Source organism: Streptomyces sp. KR80 (genome assembly GCF_052245555.1).
Classification (GTDB): domain Bacteria; phylum Actinomycetota; class Actinomycetes; order Streptomycetales; family Streptomycetaceae; genus Streptomyces.
Map to the genome: position 1 here is coordinate 40,607 of NZ_JBQQCD010000023.1, position 16,864 is coordinate 57,470.

15 protein-coding genes are annotated in these 16,864 nt (G+C 71.5%); 7 read left to right on the forward strand and 8 right to left on the reverse strand.

Features of this window, described 5'->3' with window-relative positions:
• Window positions 1-199: 199 nt before the first annotated feature.
• Complete coding sequence (locus ACTWQI_RS25740) at window positions 200-1,174, reverse strand: carbohydrate kinase family protein (RefSeq protein WP_443274126.1); 975 nt, start codon at window positions 1,172-1,174, stop codon at window positions 200-202.
• A 197-nt stretch (window positions 1,175-1,371) separates the two neighbouring features.
• Between ACTWQI_RS25740 and ACTWQI_RS25745 the strand changes: the two genes are divergently transcribed.
• On the forward strand, window positions 1,372-1,599 hold the full coding sequence (locus tag ACTWQI_RS25745; RefSeq protein ID WP_443274127.1) for a hypothetical protein: 228 nt from the start codon (window positions 1,372-1,374) through the stop codon (window positions 1,597-1,599).
• 125 nt (window positions 1,600-1,724) lie between these two features.
• Complete coding sequence (locus ACTWQI_RS25750; protein ID WP_443274128.1) at window positions 1,725-3,371, forward strand: hypothetical protein; 1,647 nt, start codon at window positions 1,725-1,727, stop codon at window positions 3,369-3,371.
• A gap of 94 nt (window positions 3,372-3,465) precedes the next feature.
• On the opposite strand, the gene ACTWQI_RS25755 is transcribed toward ACTWQI_RS25750, so the two are convergent.
• Window positions 3,466-3,822 (reverse strand): HesB/IscA family protein, encoded by a 357-nt coding sequence (locus tag ACTWQI_RS25755; RefSeq protein WP_443274129.1) that lies wholly within the window; start codon window positions 3,820-3,822, stop codon window positions 3,466-3,468.
• A gap of 290 nt (window positions 3,823-4,112) precedes the next feature.
• Between ACTWQI_RS25755 and nadA the strand changes: the two genes are divergently transcribed.
• Window positions 4,113-5,291 carry a quinolinate synthase NadA gene (gene nadA, locus ACTWQI_RS25760; RefSeq protein ID WP_443274130.1) on the forward strand — a complete coding sequence of 393 codons (1,179 nt, stop codon included), beginning with the start codon at window positions 4,113-4,115 and terminating at the stop codon, window positions 5,289-5,291.
• Between the two features lie 90 nt (window positions 5,292-5,381).
• On the opposite strand, the gene ACTWQI_RS25765 is transcribed toward nadA, so the two are convergent.
• The 5 genes from ACTWQI_RS25765 to ACTWQI_RS25785 form a co-directional block, all read right to left on the reverse strand.
• The gene (locus tag ACTWQI_RS25765; RefSeq protein ID WP_443274131.1) at window positions 5,382-8,549 is read right to left on the reverse strand and encodes an efflux RND transporter permease subunit; all 3,168 of its coding nucleotides are present in this window, start codon (window positions 8,547-8,549) and stop codon (window positions 5,382-5,384) included.
• Window positions 8,550-8,693: 144 nt separating this feature from the next.
• On the reverse strand, window positions 8,694-9,380 hold the full coding sequence (locus tag ACTWQI_RS25770) for a response regulator (protein WP_443274132.1): 687 nt from the start codon (window positions 9,378-9,380) through the stop codon (window positions 8,694-8,696).
• Window positions 9,377-10,717, reverse strand: coding sequence for a sensor histidine kinase (locus tag ACTWQI_RS25775; protein WP_443274133.1), 1,341 nt, complete (start codon window positions 10,715-10,717; stop codon window positions 9,377-9,379). Before ACTWQI_RS25775 ends, ACTWQI_RS25770 begins: the two co-directional genes overlap by 4 nt.
• Before the next feature lie 182 nt (window positions 10,718-10,899).
• Entirely contained in the window at window positions 10,900-11,178 is a 279-nt protein-coding gene (gene pspAA / locus ACTWQI_RS25780) for a PspA-associated protein PspAA (protein ID WP_443274134.1), read from the reverse strand.
• A gap of 49 nt (window positions 11,179-11,227) precedes the next feature.
• Window positions 11,228-12,010, reverse strand: a complete 783-nt coding sequence (locus ACTWQI_RS25785; protein ID WP_443274166.1) for a PspA/IM30 family protein — start codon at window positions 12,008-12,010, stop codon at window positions 11,228-11,230.
• Window positions 12,011-12,262: 252 nt separating this feature from the next.
• On the opposite strand from ACTWQI_RS25785, the gene ACTWQI_RS25790 reads away from it, so the two are divergent.
• Window positions 12,263-12,859, forward strand: a complete 597-nt coding sequence (locus ACTWQI_RS25790) for a DUF3043 domain-containing protein (RefSeq protein ID WP_443274135.1) — start codon at window positions 12,263-12,265, stop codon at window positions 12,857-12,859.
• Between the two features lie 92 nt (window positions 12,860-12,951).
• Window positions 12,952-13,710 (forward strand): class I SAM-dependent methyltransferase, encoded by a 759-nt coding sequence (locus ACTWQI_RS25795; protein ID WP_443274136.1) that lies wholly within the window; start codon window positions 12,952-12,954, stop codon window positions 13,708-13,710.
• Between the two features lie 113 nt (window positions 13,711-13,823).
• Here the strand turns inward: ACTWQI_RS25795 and ACTWQI_RS25800 are convergent, their stop codons facing one another.
• The gene (locus ACTWQI_RS25800; protein ID WP_443274137.1) at window positions 13,824-14,033 is read right to left on the reverse strand and encodes a hypothetical protein; all 210 of its coding nucleotides are present in this window, start codon (window positions 14,031-14,033) and stop codon (window positions 13,824-13,826) included.
• A gap of 208 nt (window positions 14,034-14,241) precedes the next feature.
• On the opposite strand from ACTWQI_RS25800, the gene ACTWQI_RS25805 reads away from it, so the two are divergent.
• Together ACTWQI_RS25805 and cobT are read left to right on the forward strand one after the other, a co-directional pair.
• A complete protein-coding gene (locus ACTWQI_RS25805) occupies window positions 14,242-15,465 on the forward strand; it encodes a bifunctional adenosylcobinamide kinase/adenosylcobinamide-phosphate guanylyltransferase (protein ID WP_443274138.1) in 1,224 nt (407 codons plus the stop codon).
• Between the two features lie 205 nt (window positions 15,466-15,670).
• Window positions 15,671-16,810: a nicotinate-nucleotide--dimethylbenzimidazole phosphoribosyltransferase gene (cobT, locus tag ACTWQI_RS25810; RefSeq protein ID WP_443274139.1), complete on the forward strand. Its 1,140-nt coding sequence runs from the start codon at window positions 15,671-15,673 to the stop codon at window positions 16,808-16,810.
• The last annotated feature ends 54 nt before the right edge of the window (window positions 16,811-16,864 follow it).

A 16,864-nucleotide genomic window follows, 5' to 3' on the forward strand; every position in this document is an offset into this window, starting at 1 on the left:
CGGGGGCCGCGCGAAATCCGCGGCACCCGCCCCCTGGGTCCCGGCGGGGACCCACCGGAGTCCCGGAAGGAGCCCAACCGGTGCCGTGTGTGCCACCAGCGGCGGGCAGAGCCGCGCGGGGTGGCAGCCCCGCACCCCGGCGGGGTGTCGGGGACCCCCACCGGGGATGCGGGGATGCAGCCCCGGGAGGGCGGGCCGGTCAGCTCAGGTGGGCGCGGACCTCGGCCGCCGCTTCGTGACCGTAGGCCTTGGTGAACCGGTCCATGAAGTGCCCGCGCCGCAGCTCGTACTCCTGCGTCCCCAGGGTCTCGATCACCAGCGTCGCGAGCATGCAGCCCAGCTGCGCCGCCCGCTCCAGCGGAAGCTCCCAGGACACACCGGCCAGGAACCCGGCGCGGAAGGCGTCGCCCACGCCGGTGGGATCGACCTTCGCCTCCTCTTCCGGGCATCCGACCTGGATCGGGTCCTCGCCGCGCCGCTCGATCCGTACGCCCTGTGCGCCGAGCGTCGTCACCCGCGTGCCGATCTTCTGGAGGATCTCGTCCGCCGTCCAGCCCGTCTTGGACTCGATCAGCGCGCTCTCGTACTCGTTCGTGAAGAGATACGCGGCGCGATCGACGAGGACGCGGATGTCGTCGCCCTCCAACCGGGCCAGCTGCTGGGAGGGGTCCGCGGCGAAGGGGATGCCACGCGAGCGGCACTCCTCCGTGTGGCGGATCATCGCCTCCGGGTCGTCGGCCCCGATGACCACCAGATCGAGCCCGCCGACCCGGTCCGCGACGGGCTTCAGCTCGATGTTCCGGGCCTCGCTCATCGCACCGGTGTAGAAGGACGCGATCTGGTTGTGGTCGGTGTCGGTGGTGCAGACGAAACGGGCCGTGTGCAGCACCTCGGAGATCCGCACCGAGGTGGTGTCCACCCCGTGCCGGTCCAGCCATCCGCGGTACTCCGCGAAGTCCGTCCCGGCCGCACCGACCAGGATCGGGTTGAGGCCGAGCAGCCCCATCCCGAAGCAGATGTTGGGACCCACCCCGCCCCGGCGTACGTCGAGGGTGTCGACCAGGAACGACAGCGAGACCGTATGCAGCTGCTCCGCGACGAGCTGGTCGGCGAAGCGGCCGGGAAAGGTCATCAGATGGTCGGTGGCGATGGAACCGGTGACAGCGATGCGCACGGCGGTCTGCTCCTGCGGCGAGGGGATGAGGACGGCGAGGACGACGGAAAGAGCGCCGCCAACGCTACCGGCTCCTGCCCGCCCTTTCCGACCTGGCAAAACTACCCAATAGTAGGGCTTTCATGGCTCCGCTCGAGATCATACGGTGCCTTCGTACGGGGTCCGCAGCCGGCACACCCCATGGACCGGGAGTCCCCATGCCCAAGCAGCGCGTCGAATCCGCCTCCCCCCTCACCCTCGCCGCCGAGCCCGAGTCGCTGGACGAGCTGCGCGGCGACTGCGCGCGCATGGCTCCGCACTGGACTTCGCCCCACCCCCAGGACCGGGCAGCGGCCGAGCCCGTACCGCCCTCGCGCATCCGGGGTGTCAAGGTTCCGCCGAAGTCCGCCCATCTGCTGGACGGCATGTCCGAGTACGGCGACTGAGGAGCACGGCCCGCCGGCCGCGCCCGGCGTCACGGGAACCGCGCACCGCGCCGCTCCGTCCAATCCGCGTCCCCCGGGTGGGGGATCCGACATGATGTGTCGAGCGGAGCCGAAGGAGCATTGCGGTGAGCAGCGACCACACCCCCGAGCCCGAGGGCACCCCGGACGATCGCGTACCCGGGGCAGCCGAGACCGCCGACGCGAGCGGCGCACCGGACACCCCCGAGACGCATGTCACCGCGCCGCGCCGGCGCTCCACCTTGATCGCCGCATCGGTTGCGGCCGCGGTGCTGCTGGCCGGTGGCGGCGGCGCGTACTGGGCCTCGACCGCGTCGGGCGACGGGACCGGCAACGGCTCGCCCGCCGCTGGTCAAGGGGACCCGCCGCCGCTCCGGTTGGACGGGTACGGGCGTGGCGACGGCAAGAACGGCCCGGGCATCGCCCCTGGTGAGCCGGACCCCTCCGGAGCGCGTTACCGCGCCGACGGCCCGCTCCCGGACGGGCCCGATGCGGCAGCGGTCCACCGCGTGCAGGGGGAGGTGACGCGCGCGCAGGCCGAGCGGCTGGCGAAAGCGCTCGACGTACAAGGCGCGCCCCGGCTGGTCCAAGAGACTTGGAAGTTCGGGCAGACCCGTGACGCGGCGGGGCCGACGCTGGACATCGCCAAGAAGGCCCCGGGTACCTGGACGTACGTGCGCTACGGCGCGGGCGGAGGGTGCACGGAGCCCGTTCCACCGCCCGAGGGCGGAAAGGGCGACGGAGCGTCCACGTCCTCGCCCGCACGCTGCCCCGCCCCGGGCGAACATCCGTCCGCGCCGGACGGCGGCAAGGGCGGTGACGGCACGGGACCGGTCTCCGAGGAGCGCGCGAAGAAGGCGGCCGCGCCCGTGATGAAGAGCATCGGGCTGAGCGACGCGAAGCTGGCCGCGGACCAGACGATCGGTGCGCTGCGCATCGTGAACGCGGAGCCGGTGGTCGACGGACTGCCGACGTACGGCTGGCAGACGGGTCTGCAGGTCGGCTCCGACGGTCAGGTGGTCGGCGGCAGCGGGCATCTCGCGGAGCTGGTGGCCGGCCCGGAGTACCCGGTGCTCGGCGCGGAGGAGACGCTGAAGGAGCTCAACAAGGCCGGCCGACCCGGCAAGGTCGGCATCGGCGGCTGCGCGTCGCCCGTGCCGCACAAGGAGCGGGACGGCGGGGGCGAGGGCTCGATCGCGGCGGAGGCGGGGACTCTTCCCTGCCCGCCCCGGAACGACGCGAAGCCGAAGCCCTCGACCGTACGGGACGCGGTCTTCGGGCTGGCGGTGCACTTCGTGGCGGGACGGCAGGCGCTTGTGCCGTCGTGGATGTTCGAGGTGGAGCTGCCGGGTGCCACGGGCTCGCAGAACACCTACACCGTGACCCACCCGGCCGTACACCCGAAGTACCTCGCCCAGTCCGCACCCGGCGGCGAGAAGCCCGGGGACGAGCCGACCACCGAGCCCGGCAAGCCCGGAGGACGGGTCGAGACCCAGCACATCGACGGCTACAGCATCGATGGCCGGACCCTGATCCTGCACTTCTGGGGCGGGGTGTGCAGTGATTACTCGGCCTCGGCCGACGTCTCCTCGGGGACGGTGAAGGCCAAGGTCATCGGCAAGGAGAAGAAGCCCGGCCACGCATGCATCAAGATCGCGAAGCGGTTCCAGGAGAAGGTGACACTGGACGAGCCGCTGGGCGACCGGAAGGTCGTGGACGCCTCGAGCGGCAAGGCCGTGCCGAAGAAGAAGTGATCAGCGGATCCGGGGAGCGGTCCCGGACGTGCCGAGGGCGGCGGGCCTGAAACAGGTCCGCCGCCCTCGGCGTATGCGCGCAAGCCCGTGTGACTCAGTGGAAGGAGTCGCCGCAGGCGCAGGAACCCGTGGCGTTCGGGTTGTCGATCGTGAAGCCCTGCTTCTCGATGGTGTCGACGAAGTCGATGGAGGCGCCGCCCAGGTACGGGGCGCTCATCCGGTCGGTGACGACCTTGACGCCACCGAAGTCCTTGACGACATCCCCGTCGAGCGAGCGCTCGTCGAAGAAGAGCTGGTAACGCAGGCCCGAGCAGCCACCGGGCTGGACGGCGACGCGCAGCGCGAGGTCGTCACGGCCTTCCTGCTCCAGCAGGCTCTTGACCTTCGCTGCGGCGGCGTCGGACAGAATGATGCCGTCGCTCACGCTGGTCTTCTCGTCCTGAACGGACATCTGCTTCTCTCCCGGGTTGTACGGACTGCTTGCCGTCGGCTGGAACCAACGGGGCCGCGGATTCATTCCGGGCCCGCACGGTGTCTTCCGCGTGTTCTCCGCCTTCATGCTCGCACACCACCGCGGCGTGGGGCACCGGCTCCTGGCCGCGGCTCCGCCGCCCGGGGTCGCTCCGGGAATGCGTCACATCGACACGATGGCCATCGTCAAACTGACACGAAGCAGTTATGATAGATAGCGTCAATCAGACGAAAAGGCGTGTCTGCGGAAAACAAGAAAGGGTGCGTGCAGTGACCACCGCCCAAACTCTCGATGTCCAGCCAACGCCGCTCGCTCTTCTTCTGCTCGGCCGGGAGGCCGACCCGAAGAGCGAGCGCGGTGTGGAGTGCCCCGGCGACCTGCCGTCCCCGTCCGACCCGGACCTGGTGGAACGGGCCCGAGCAGCCAAGGCCCGGCTCGGGGACAAGGTCTTCGTGCTCGGACATCACTACCAGCGTGACGAGGTCATCCAGTTCGCCGACGTCACGGGGGACTCGTTCAAGCTCGCGCGGGACGCCGCCGCGCGGCCGGAGGCCGAGTACATCGTCTTCTGCGGTGTTCACTTCATGGCCGAGTCCGCGGACATCCTGACCAACGACGACCAGCAGGTCGTACTCCCCGACCTGGCCGCGGGCTGCTCGATGGCCGATATGGCGACGGCCGAGCAGGTGGCCGAGTGCTGGGACGTGCTCACGGAAGCCGGGATCGCCGAGACGACGGTCCCGGTCTCGTATATGAACTCCTCCGCCGACATCAAGGCCTTCACCGGCCGGCACGGCGGCACGATCTGCACCTCGTCCAACGCCAAGCGAGCGCTGGACTGGGCGTTCGAGCAGGGTGAGAAGGTGTTGTTCCTGCCGGACCAGCACCTGGGCCGGAACACGGCCGTCCGGGACATGGGGATGTCGCTGGACGACTGCGTGGTCTACAACCCGCACAAGCCGGGCGGTGGGGTGAGTGCAGCGGAGCTGCGGGCCGCGAAGATGATCCTGTGGCGCGGGCACTGCTCGGTGCACGGGCGCTTCTCGCTGGACTCGGTCAACGACGTCCGTGAGCGTATGCCGGGCGTGAACGTGCTGGTGCACCCCGAGTGCAAGCACGAGGTCGTCGCGGCGGCGGACTACGTCGGCTCGACGGAGTACATCATCAAGACGCTGGAGGCGGCGCCCGCCGGCTCGAAGTGGGCGATCGGCACGGAACTGAACCTCGTACGGCGGCTGGCCAACCGCTATGCCGACGAGGGCAAGGAGATCGTCTTCCTCGACAAGACGGTCTGCTTCTGCTCCACGATGAACCGGATCGACCTGCCGCACCTGGTCTGGGCGCTGGAATCCCTGGCGGACGGCAAGGTGGTCAACCGGATCCAGGTGGATGCGGAGACGGAGAAGTTCGCCAAGCTCGCGCTCGAGCGGATGCTCGCGCTGCCGTAGGCAGCCGGTTCGGGGGCATTCGTTCCGCCTGGGGGCACCTCCCAGCGTTAGCTGGGGGAGGAACGAATGCCCCCGAACCGGCTCTGCGCGTCAGACGCCTGCCGGTTCCGCTTGGCGCGGAGGCGTCAGCTCCGCCGACTTCGCGGCGCGCCTCGCGGCACGCTTGGCGCGCCTACGCTCCTTGCGGAGCTCGACCATCGCGTAGAGCGTCGGGACGAGGAGCAGCGTGAGCACGGTGGAGCTGACCAGGCCACCGATCACCACCACGGCCAGCGGCTGCGAGATGAACCCGCCGTCCCCGGTGATCGCCAGCGCCATCGGTAGCAGCGCGCAGATCGTCGCCAGCGCGGTCATCAGGATCGGCCGGAGTCGGTGGCGGCCGCCTTCGACGACGGCCTCGACGATGCCGTAACCCTGCGCCCGGTACTGGTTGATCAGGTCGATCAGGACGATCGCGTTGGTGACCACGATGCCGATCAGCATCAGCATGCCGATCAGGGCCGGCACGCCGAGCGGGGTGCCCGTGGCTACCAACAGTCCGATCGCGCCGGTGGCCGCGAAGGGGATGGACACCAGCAGGATCAGCGGCTGCACCAGCGACCGGAAGGTCGCGACCAGCAGCATGAACACGATCGCGATGGCGGCCAGCATGGCCAGGCCCAGCGAGGAGAACGCCTCGTCCTGGTCCTCGGAGACGCCGCCGATCTTCGCCGTGGCGCCCTCGGGCAGCTCCAGCGCATTGATCTTCGTCTGGAGCTCCGCGCTCACCGCGCCGGTGTTCTCCGCGGTCGGCTTGGCAGTGATCGTCGCCGCCCGGGCGCCGTCGATCCGCGTCGTCTGGACCGGTCCCGGGACCGTCTTGACCTCGGCGATCTCCCGGAGTTCGACCGCACCGGTCGGCGTGGCGAGCGAGAGGTTCTGCAGTGCCTCCTCGGTGGTCGCCGGGTTCGCCGACTTCACCACGACATCGTGCTCGGTGTCGCCGAGCGTCGCCTTGCCGGAGGTGGTGCCGCGCACCGCCTGGGCGACGGCCTGCCCGAGGGTGGCCTCGGTGAAGGCGTAGCGGGCGGCCTGCTCGTTGCCCGTGACCGAGATCCGCGGGACGCTCTGCGCCAGGTCGCTCTGCACGTCTGTGACGTCGTCGAGCTTCGCGACCTCGCTGCGCACCTGCTCCGACGCCTTCTTCAGCACGTCCGCGTCCGCGGCCTTGACCACAACGCTCAGGTCCTGGTTGCCGAAGCCGTCCCCGGCCTGGACGGTGGTCTGGCCGATGCCCGTGCCGAGACCGTCGAGACCGTCGCGGATCCGGTCGATGGCTGCGGCGGAGTCGGCGGAATCCGCCAGCTTGACCTGGTACGAGGCCTGGTTGGCACCCGTACCGCCGCCGAACGCCGCCATGATGCCGGACGAGCCGACCGTGACCTGGAAGTCCTTGACCTCGTCCAGACTCGCGAGCATCTTCTCGACCTTCTGTGCAGCGGCGTCGGCGGCGTCCAGGCTGGTGCCGGGCGCCAGTTCCTGCTTGATGGAGACGGTGTCCTGGTCCCCGGGATCGAAGAAGTTGGTCTTGAGCAGCGGCGCCATGCCGAAGGTGGCGACAAGCACCACGCCCGCGATGACGAGACTGGTGAAGCGGCGGCGGGTGGCGAACCGCAGCACCGGGACGTACAGCCGCTGCAGCGGGCTCCGCGCCTCCTTCGCCTCCGAGACGCGGCGCAGTTCCGCTGGATCCATACCGTCCGTGCCCTTGGGGGCGCGCAGGAACCAGTACGAGAGCACCGGCACCACGGTCAGCGACACGATCAGCGAGGCGAGCAGCGCCACGGTGACGGTCAGCGAGAAGGGGCCGAACAGCGCGCCCACCATGCCACCGACGACGCCGATCGGCAGGAAGACGGCGACCGTCGTCAGCGTCGAGGAGGTGATCGCGCCCGAGACCTCCTTCACCGCGGTGAGGATCGCCACCTGCCGCTCCTCGCCGTAGGACAGATGCCGCTTGATGTTCTCCAGGACCACGATCGAGTCGTCGACGACCCGGCCGATGGCGATCGTCAGCGCGCCCAGCGTCAGCATGTTGAGCGACAGGTCACGGGTCCACAGCACGATCAGGGTGATCACGACGGACAGCGGGATCGACACCGCCGTCACGAGCGTGGAGCGCAGCGACACCAGGAAGACCAGGATCACCACGACGGCCATGAGCAGGCCGAGGAGGCCCTCGGTGGTGAGGCTGTCGATGGACTTGGAGACGGCCGGGCCCTGGTCGCTCACCACCGTCAGCTCTGTGCCGGAGCCGAGATCCTTGCGCAGCTCGGGCAGTCGGTCCCGGACCGCGTCGGAGATGGCGACGGCGCTGCCGTCCTGACCCATCGTCATGGTGATGCCGAGACTCCGCTCGCCGTTGGTACGTGTGAGGGAGACCGGAGTCGCCGACTCCTCCTTCACGGTGGCGACGTCACCGATCCGTACGGGCTTCGGGGCCTGGGCGGACCCGCGGTCGCCGCCCGGGCCGCCCGCTGCCGGGGACACCCGCAGGTCCTCGATCTGCCGCAGCGCAGTGAAGCCGGTGCCGACCTGGACGGTCTTGCTCCTCCCCTGCTCCGCGAACGAACCGGCGGGCACCGACGCGCCGTTCGCCTCGAGCGCCTGGCCCAGTGCGGCCGCCGTGAGGCCCGCCCGGGCCAGCTTCCCGTCGTCCGGCGTGACCGAGACGATCCGGTCCTGGACGCCGTCCACGGTCACCTGGCCGACGCCGTCGATGTCCTTCAGGATCGGGAGGACCGTACGGTCGAGCTGTTCGGCCAGCCTCTGCTGGTCCTGCTCCGAGGTGGCGGCGAGCACGACGGTCGGGATGTCGTCGGTGGAGCCGGCCACGACCTGCGGGTCGACGTCGTCCGGCAGCTGTGCGCGGGCCCGGTTCACGGCCTGCTGCACATCGGCGACCAGCTGCTTCGAGCCGTTGCCGTAGTCGAACTGAGCCATGATCACGGCCGAGCCCTCGCTCGCCGTCGAGGTGATCCCCGTGATGCCGTCGACCCCCTCGATGCTGTCCTCGAGCGGCTCGACCACCTGCTTCTCGACGACTTCAGGGGACGCTCCCTGGTAGGGGGCCAGCACCGACACCATGGGCAAGTCGATGGAGGGCAGGAGCTGCTGCTTGAGCTGAGGTATCGCAACGGCCCCGAAGGCGATCGCGACGATCGCCGTCAGGGCGATCAAACCGCGTTGGAGGAGGCTGATTCTGGACAGCCAGGACATGGGTGGAGGTCTCTCTTCTGTCGCCGGTCGGGAGAGGGCTTACGGCCCGCTTATACGATCAGCCGTGAAAAGCCGGATTTCCTCGCTCCCAGGTCGGTTCTCGGACGAGCCGAGTACCGCAGGCGCAGTACCGTGACCGCCCGGTCACTCCACCCTTGGGCGTACCAGCCCGGTCTCGTACGCGATGACCACCAGCCCCGCCCGGTCCCGCGCGCCCAGCTTCGCCATCGCCCGGTTGACATGCGTCTTGACGGTCAGCGGGCTCACCGCGAGCCGCTCCGCGATCTCGTCGTTGGAGAGCCCGCCCGCGACGTGGACGAGGACCTCGCGTTCGCGCCCGGTGAGCGCCGCGAGCCGCTCGGCGTCGACGGCCCGCTCCTCCGCGGCCTCCGAACCATCCGTCTGGGCAAGGAAGGTGGCGATCAGTCCCTTGGTCGCGGCGGGTGACAACAGCGCCTCGCCCGCCGCCGCGACCCGGATCGCCGCCAGCAGCTCGTCCGGCTCCGCCCCCTTGCCGAGGAAGCCCGAGGCACCCGCGCGCAGCGACTGCACCACGTACTCGTCCACCTCGAAGGTCGTCAGCATCACCACCCGGACGCCGTCCAGGGCCGGATCTCCGCTGATCTCGCGGGTCGCGGCGAGCCCGTCCGTGCCGGGCATCCGGATGTCCATGAGGACGACGTCCGGCAGCTGTTCGCGCACCAGCCGTACGGCCTCCGCGCCGTCGGCCGCCTCCCCGACCACCTCCATGTCCGGCTCGGAGTCGACCAGGATGCGGAACGCGCTGCGCAGCAGTGCCTGGTCGTCGGCGAGCAGCACCCGGATCGTCACGTGGCCCCCTCTTGCGCGGTCGTGAGCGGCAAGCGTACGTGGACCCTGAAGCCGCCTCCGTGACGTGGGCCGGTCCGGCACTCGCCGCCGAGCGCGGCGGCGCGCTCCCGCATGCCCATCAGTCCGTGACCATCGCTCGCCTCTGACGTGCCGTCGGGGCCCGCAGACTCCCCCGCCTCCTCCGACTGCGGCACCCCGACTCCGTCGTCGACGACCGTGATCTCCAGGTGGTCCCCGGTGCGTGCTATCCGGACCACGGCGTGCACCCGTGCTCCGGCGTGCTTCTGTGTGTTCGTCAGGGCCTCCTGGACCACCCGGTAGGCGGTCAGGTCCACGGCCGCGGGCAGGTCGCCGACGACCTCGGCGGCCCGCTCCGCACGCCGGCTGTGCCATGGCCCCCGAAGCCCGGTGGAGAACACCTCCACCTCGACCGGCAGTCCGGCCCGGGCGAAGCCGTCGATCAGCTGGTCGAGCACTCCGAGGCCAGGGGCCGGCTCGGTGGGCGCCTCGGGGTCCCCCGACTGGCGCAGCAGGCCGACGGTGGCGCGCAGCTCCTGCAACGCGGAGCGGCTGGCCTCCCGTACGTGGGCGAGCGCCTGCTTGGCCTGGTCGGGCCGGCTGTCCATGACGTGGGCCGCCACCCCGGCCTGGACGTTGACCAGCGCGATGTGATGAGCGACGACATCGTGCAGTTCGCGGGCGATCCGCATGCGCTCCTCGGTCACCCGGCGGCGGGCCTCCTCCTCACGGGTCCGCTCGGCCCGCTCGGCCCGCTCGCGGATGGCGTCGACGTAGGCGCGGCGGCTGCGTACGGCGTCGCCCACGGCCGCGGCCATGCCCGTCCACGCGAAGATCCCGAGGTTCTGCTGCCCGTACCACGGGTCGGGCCCGAACAGCATCGTGGCGGCGGTGAGGACGACGACGGTGAGCGCGCCGATCCGCCAGGCCGTCGGACGGTCGGTGCGGGAGGCGACGGTGTAGAGCGCCACGGCGGTGGTCAGGGCGACCGGCGCGCCGCGGTCGTCTGCGCCGGTCACCAGCTCGAGAAGGGTGAGCAGACCGGTGACGGCGAGAGCCTGGCGCGGTATTCGGCGGCGCGGCACGAGCGCCGCGCAGGCGAGGACCGCTATGAGGACGCTCGACACCTTCGGGGGGTGCTGCCCGAACCGCGGGCCGTACGGGCCGCGATAGCCATGAGGATCCGACACCAGATTGATGAGGATCAGGGCGAGGAGGACGACGGCGAGGGCGGCGTCTAACGCGAGCGGGTGGGCCCGCAGCCACCGCTGAGGGCGGACGAGGCCCGGCCCGACGGCGAGAGAGGTCACGAGAGGCAACGTTAGGCCGTCCCGACACCCGGCATCGACCTTCCCCCAGCTACCTGCCCCAGCTACCGCTGGGCGGTGCCCAGGGTGGGGGTACCCCGGCGTTAGCTGGCGGAGTGCTCCCAGGACTTCTGCGGCGCGGAGCGGCCGCCCCGGCGAGGGGGTCCCGTCCGGCCTGATCGGCCGGACCGGGCCTAGCCGGGGATGAGGCCGTCGTCCCGGAGCATCGCCCGGACCTCCTCCAGCGTCGCGTCGGGCGACGGCAGGATCAGTTCGGACGGCTCGAGGGAGTCGTCGGGCAGCGGTTCACCGAACTCGCGGACCGCACCGAGCAGCGCCATGAGCGTGTGCCGGAAGCCGGCATCGTCACCGCTCTCCATCTCGGCGAGCAGTTCGTCATCCAGCTTGTTCAGCTCGGCGACATGGCTGTCCCCCAGCCTCACCTGCCCCTCCCCCATGATCCTTACGATCACGACGACCTCCCGATGCGTACGGCCGGGGCGGTGTGCCGCCGGGCGGGGGCTACTGCTTGTCGAACTTGGGCCGCTCCTGCGACTCCTCCGGGGCGGACTGCCCCTGCTGCCCGCCCTCGATGGCCTGCTGCGTGCCGCTGCCGCCCGCCAGTTCCGCCTTCATCCGCTGCAGTTCCAGCTCGACGTCCGAGCCGCCGGACAGCCGCTCCAGCTCCGCCGCGATGTCGTCCTTGGCCGTGCCGCTGGAGTCCTCGAGCGCACCCGAGGCCAGCAACTCGTCGATCGCCCCGGCCCGCGCCTGGAGCTGGGCGGTCTTGTCCTCGGCCCGCTGAATCGCCATGCCGACGTCGCCCATCTCCTCGGAGATGCCGGAGAAGGCCTCGCCGATCCGGGTCTGCGCCTGCGCAGCGGTGTAGGTGGCCTTGATGGTCTCCTTCTTCGTACGGAAGGCGTCCACCTTGGCCTGCAGCCGCTGGGCGGCCAGCGTCAGCTTCTCCTCCTCGCCCGACAGCGTCTGGTGCTGCGACTCCAGGTCGGTGACCTGCTGCTGGAGCGCGGCCCGCCGGGACAGCGCTTCGCGGGCCAGGTCCTCACGGCCCAGTGCGAGGGCCTTGCGGCCCTGGTCCTCCAGCTTGGCGGACTGGCCCTGCAGCTGGCCGAGCTGCAGCTCGAGCCGCTTGCGCGACGTGGCCACGTCCGCGACGCCACGGCGGACCTTCTGAAGCAACTCGAGCTGCTTCTGGTACGAGTAGTCGAGGGTCTCGCGCGGGTCCTCGGCCCGGTCCAGGGCTTTGTTGGCCTTCGCGCGGAAGATCATCCCCATCCGCTTCATGACACCGCTCATGGGCCTCGCGCGCCCCCTTCTCCGGGCTCGGACTACAGCACCTCTATGACCCAACAGTACGGGGCCTGCCTCTATTACCGCACTGTTCGCACCTGGATGCGCTCCTCCTCCGGGACGATCAGGGGATCGGCATATCCGGCGCAAGGAGGAGGCGGCGGGCGCAGCACGGCCCAGCGGCGTTGCCGGATCGTGCCCATGGGGGGTGGGGTCGCGACCCCGGACCCCGTACCCTTGGGCTTTGTGTTCCGAAGCCGTTCCAAGGATGAGCAGGCCACGGTCGCCAAGATGACCGCGGACCAGCCGCAGCAGCCCCGTGACCCGCAGGCCCCGAAGGGCCGCCCCACCCCCAAGCGCAGCGACGCCCAGTCACCGCGCCGGAGCGTGGCGTCCACGCCGACCAACCGCAAGGACGGCGCCAAGCGCCAGCGGGAGGCGCGCCGCGAGCAGCTGGCCCGGCAGCGCGAGGCGCTGGCCAGCGGCGACGAGCGGTACCTCCCGGCCCGGGACAAGGGCCCGGTCCGTCGGTTCGCCCGTGACTTCGTCGACTCGCGCTTCGCCGTGGCGGAGTTCTTCCTGCCTCTCGCAGTGCTCATCCTGGTGCTGAGCATGCTGCCCTCGCTCGCGATCAAGAACGCCTCGCTGCTGCTGTGGCTGGGCGTCATCGTGATGATCGTGATCGACTCGGTCGGCATCTCGATCCGTCTGAAGAAGCAGCTGCGGGCGCGCTACCCGAACGAGAACCTGCGCGGCGCCGTGCCGTACGCCCTGATGCGCACCCTCCAGATGCGTCGGCTGCGACTGCCGAAGCCGCAGGTCAAGCGGGGAGAGCGGCCCTGAGCGCTGCCACGGCCCAGGGATCAGGGGCGCCGCTCCCGGCCGAGTGGCAGGACAGCGACTCGCCGGCCTGGCCGGGCCAGGTCCTGGGCTGTGTGCGGAGCACCGTCCGCCAGGAGCTGATCGCGCGACAGCTCGAGGAGCAGATAGTCCGCCGCTTCCCGGTGGGACAGCGGCTGCGCGTCCTCGACGTGGGGCTGGGCCATGGGTCCCCGCTGCCGGAGGCAGGGGGCGGGACGCAGGCGCTCCGGCTGGCCCGCGCCGGTCACCAGGTCACCGGGCTGGAGTCCGATCCCCAGGTGTTGTCCGCGGTCCGCACCGCGCTGGCCGCCGAACCGGAGGGCATCCGCGATCGGGTCCGGCTGATCGAGGGCGACGGCCGCGAGACGGGCGTGCACTTCCTGCCCGGCAGCTTCGACATCGTGCTGTGCCACGGGGTGCTCATGTACATATCCGAGCCGGACCCCCTGCTCGCCGGCCTCGCCCGGGTGCTGGCCCCCGGCGGCCTGCTCTCCCTGCTCGTACGCAACGCGGACGCGCTCGCGATGCGGCCGGGGCTGGCCGGCGACTGGGACGCCGCGCTGGCGGCCTTCGACTCCCCGCTCGACGCGCAGCGCAGCGGGCTGGACGTGCGGGCCGACCGGCTCGGTGCGCTCACCGCCACCCTCGCCGGGATCGGCGCCCCGCTGCAGACCTGGTACGGCGTACGGGTCTTCACCGACGTTCCCGAGGACCGGCAGCCGCCGAGCGCCGGGGAGCTGGAACGCCTGCTCGCCGCCGAGGAGCGGGCCGGGCGCACCGACCCCTACCGCAGCGTGGCCGCCCTGCTGCACCTGTGCGGCGTACGGGGCTGAGCCGTCTCCCCAGCTCCTCGAGACGCGGTCACCCCATCAGGCTCCCGTGTCCTGCTGACGAGACAGCCACCGCCCCCGAGAAGCCGGTGATCACGACCCGGTCCCGTGGTCGGCTACCCCTCGTCGGCCTTCAGGCTCATCGGCCCGTAGACCTTGGTGCCGTCCTCGAAGAGCGTCACCTGTTCGGTTCCGCCTTCCAGCAGGTCCTTCCACACCTCCCCGATCCAGGACTCCGCGTCTCCCTGGGTGGTGAACTCCTCGGGCTCGACCGCCGGCACCGTCTCCGTACCGTCGGCCTTCTCGAACCGCCATGCCCACTCCATGCCCGCCTCCTGAGTCCCTCCGCGTGCGTGCTGCCCGCAGCCTAACGGCCTGCGCCGCCCCCCTCCCCCAGCGCCCCGAAGGTGCCCCAGGATGGCCCCGCGCGACTTCCCCCCGGGGGTAGCACCCGGGCCGTTGGGCCCAGGGGGACTACCGCTGGGTGGTGCCCCCAGGGAGGTGCCCCCAACGGTGACGCGAGACGATCGAGGCGTGGACATCACTCTGCTCGGCACCGGAGCCCCCGGCGGGCTGCCCCGCCCCGACTGCCCGTGTGCTGCGTGCGCGACCGCCGTCGGCGACGAGGCACGGGCCCCGACCGCGCTGCTGGTGGACGGCGCGCTGCTGCTCGACCTCACCCCCGGGGCCGCCCTCGCCGCCGCCCGCGCGGGGCGGACACTGGTCGGTGTCCAGCAGGTGCTGCTGTCCCACCCGCACAACGGCCCCGCCGTCGAGGCGCCGGCCGGGCTGCCGACACCGGGCCGGGCCGACGGGCGAGAACTGGCTCTGATCAGCGGCCACAAGGTCTGGGCCGTCGCGGTGGACGCGCCCGGGACCGGGTACGTGGTCACGGGACCGGACGGCGACCGGCTGCTGTACCTGCCGCCGGGGGCCGCGCCGGCGGGCCTTCCCGAAGGGCTCGAACCGTACGACATGGCCGTACTGGACGTCATCGGCCGCCCCGACGCACTCGCCCGGCTGCGGGCCGCGGACGCGGTGACCGCGACGACCGACGTGATCGCCGTCCATCTCGACCACGACGTGCCGCCGGGAGCCGAGCTGCACCGCAGGCTGGCGTCGGCGGGGACGCGGACGGTACGAGACGGGGAGTCACTGGTGGTCGGTGAGTACCACGCGGTGCCCGACCTGCCGCGGCGGACGCTCGTGCTCGGCGGGGCCCGCTCGGGGAAGTCGGTCGAGGCGGAGCGGCGGCTGGAGTCCTTCCCCGACGTGGTGTACGTGGCGACCGGCGGTGGGCGGGAGAACGACCCTGACTGGGCGGCCAGGATCGCCCTCCACCGGGAGCGCCGCCCCGGCTCGTGGCGGACGCTGGAGACCTGCGACCTGGTCCCCCTGCTGTCCCAGGACGGGCCCCCGCTCCTCATCGACTGCCTCGCCCTCTGGCTCACGGACGCGATGGACTCCACCGGTGCCTGGAACGACGACACATGGGCCGCCGAAGGCCGGCGAGCGCTGCGGGAGCGTACGGACGCGCTGGTCGCGGCGGTACGGGCGACCCGGCGAACCGTGGTCGCCGTGTCGAACGAGGTGGGTTCCGGGGTCCATCCCGCAACCTCCGCGGGCCGCCGCTTCCGCGACGAACTGGGCCGCCTCAACGCGGCGTTCGCCGCGGAGTGCGAACACGTCCTCCTGGTCGTAGCGGGCCAGCCCCTGCCCTTGCGCCCCCGCGACCCTTTCCCTCCGGCGGGCTTCTAACCACTCCGGTCCGCTGCCTCCGGACAGGTCGGGGGCCGGGCCCTCCGAGACGGTCCCCCTCACCTCTCGCAGCGGGCCCCGCCTGGCGCGGGGAAGGCTGGAACCCCACCCCGCCCGCGGCATCGAGTCGCACGGACTCGAAGCCCCACCGTGGTTACGCCCCTGGCGCGGAGCGGCCACCCCGGCGAAGGGTAGGGTTTTGCGGGTGAGCCGCCTGAATCTCGACGACTTCGGCAATGTGATCGAGCGCCCCGACGCCGGCGTGCGGCGGGACGCCGAGGAGCGGCGGGAGCGCCTGATCGCACGTCCCGGTTCGCTCGGGCGCCTCGACGAGCTCGCCGAGTGGCTCGCTGCGGCGCAGGGCACCGTACCCGTAGCGCCCATCGAGCAGCCCCGCGTCATCCTCTTCGCCGGGGACCACGGCGTGGCCGGGCTCGGCGTCTCCGCCCGCCCCGCCGGGACCGCCCGGCAGCTGGTCCGCGCCGTACTCGACGGGGAGAGCGCGGTCGCCGTGCTCGCCCGCCGGTACGGCGTCCCGGTGCGGGTCGTCGACATGGCCGTGGACTGCGACCCGGGCGAGCTTCCCGAGGACGTCGCGCGGTATCGCGTCCGCCGCGGCTCGGGCCGGATCGACGTCGAGGACGCGCTCACCCTGGACGAGGCGGAGAAAGCTTTCCGCGCGGGAATGGCGATCGCCGACGAGGAGGCCGACTCCGGCACCGACATCGTCGTCCTGGGCGATCTCAGCGTCGGCGGTACGACCGCTGCCGGCGCCCTGATCGCCGCACTCTGCGGCACCGACGCCTCCGTCGTCACGGGCCGCGGCGGAGCGAGCATCGACGACCTGGCCTGGATGCGTAAGTGCGCCGCGATCCGTGATGCCCTGCGTCGGGCCCGGCCCGTCCTCGGCGACCAGCTCGAACTGCTCGCCACCACCGGCGGCGCCGACCTCGCCGCGATCACCGGATTCCTGCTGCAGTGCGCGGTGCGCCGTACGCCCGTGATCCTGGACGGAGTTGTCTCCGCGGCCTGTGCGCTGGTCGCGCAGCGGGTGGCGTTCCGGGCGCCGGACTGGTGGCTGGCCGGTCAGTCGAGCGGCGAGCCGGCGCAGGCCAAGGCCCTCGACCGGATGGCGCTCAATCCGCTGCTCGATCATGGCGTCACTGTGGGCGAGGGGACGGGGGCGCTGCTTGCGCTGCCCCTGGTACAGGCGGCCGCCGCCTTGATTGCGGAACTGCCCGAGCGGACGTCGCCGGAACCGCACCGGGAACTCGAGGAGGAGTTCCCGGCGGAACCCGAGTCGGCCGAGTCGGCCGAGCCGTCGGACCGGTCCGAGCGGGCCTGACCCCGGCAGTCCGTTCACCGGACTGCTCGCTTGGAAGCCCGGTGAAGCGTTCGG